We start from the raw sequence: 278 nt of genomic DNA, 5'->3' as shown, positions 1-278 counted from the left end.
GGCCTGCACGACGTGGCTGGAATCCGGAAACGCGACGCACCGGCTGTCGTCGAAACCTGCGACCCCGGCTGCCGTCATCCATGCCGACCAGCGCGGCCAGCGCACGCCGTCGACTTCGCAGTCGGCGTGGCACAGCGTGTAGCGCAGCAGGTCGCGCGGCACGCGCGGCGGCTGCCCGGCCGACAGCAGCGCCGGGCTGCAGACCGCGACGACCGACGTGCCGAACAGGCGCTGCGCACCTGCATCGCGGTAACGCCCGGTGCCGAAGCGGATCGCGA

At 73.0% G+C, this 278-nt stretch carries 1 protein-coding gene; it reads right to left on the bottom strand.

The features are described from left to right. Positions 1–278 (bottom strand): type 2 periplasmic-binding domain-containing protein (locus AAEY78_RS12825; protein WP_502943768.1); only part of this gene is annotated, 278 nt, incomplete at both ends.

Origin of the sequence: Psychrobacter sp. 16-MNA-CIBAN-0192 (assembly GCF_040309565.1) — a bacterium.
Taxonomy (GTDB): Bacteria; Pseudomonadota; Gammaproteobacteria; order Pseudomonadales; family Moraxellaceae; genus Psychrobacter.
Note: the sequence above shows the minus strand (reverse complement) of the source record. Positions and strands in the feature narration are given on the sequence as shown.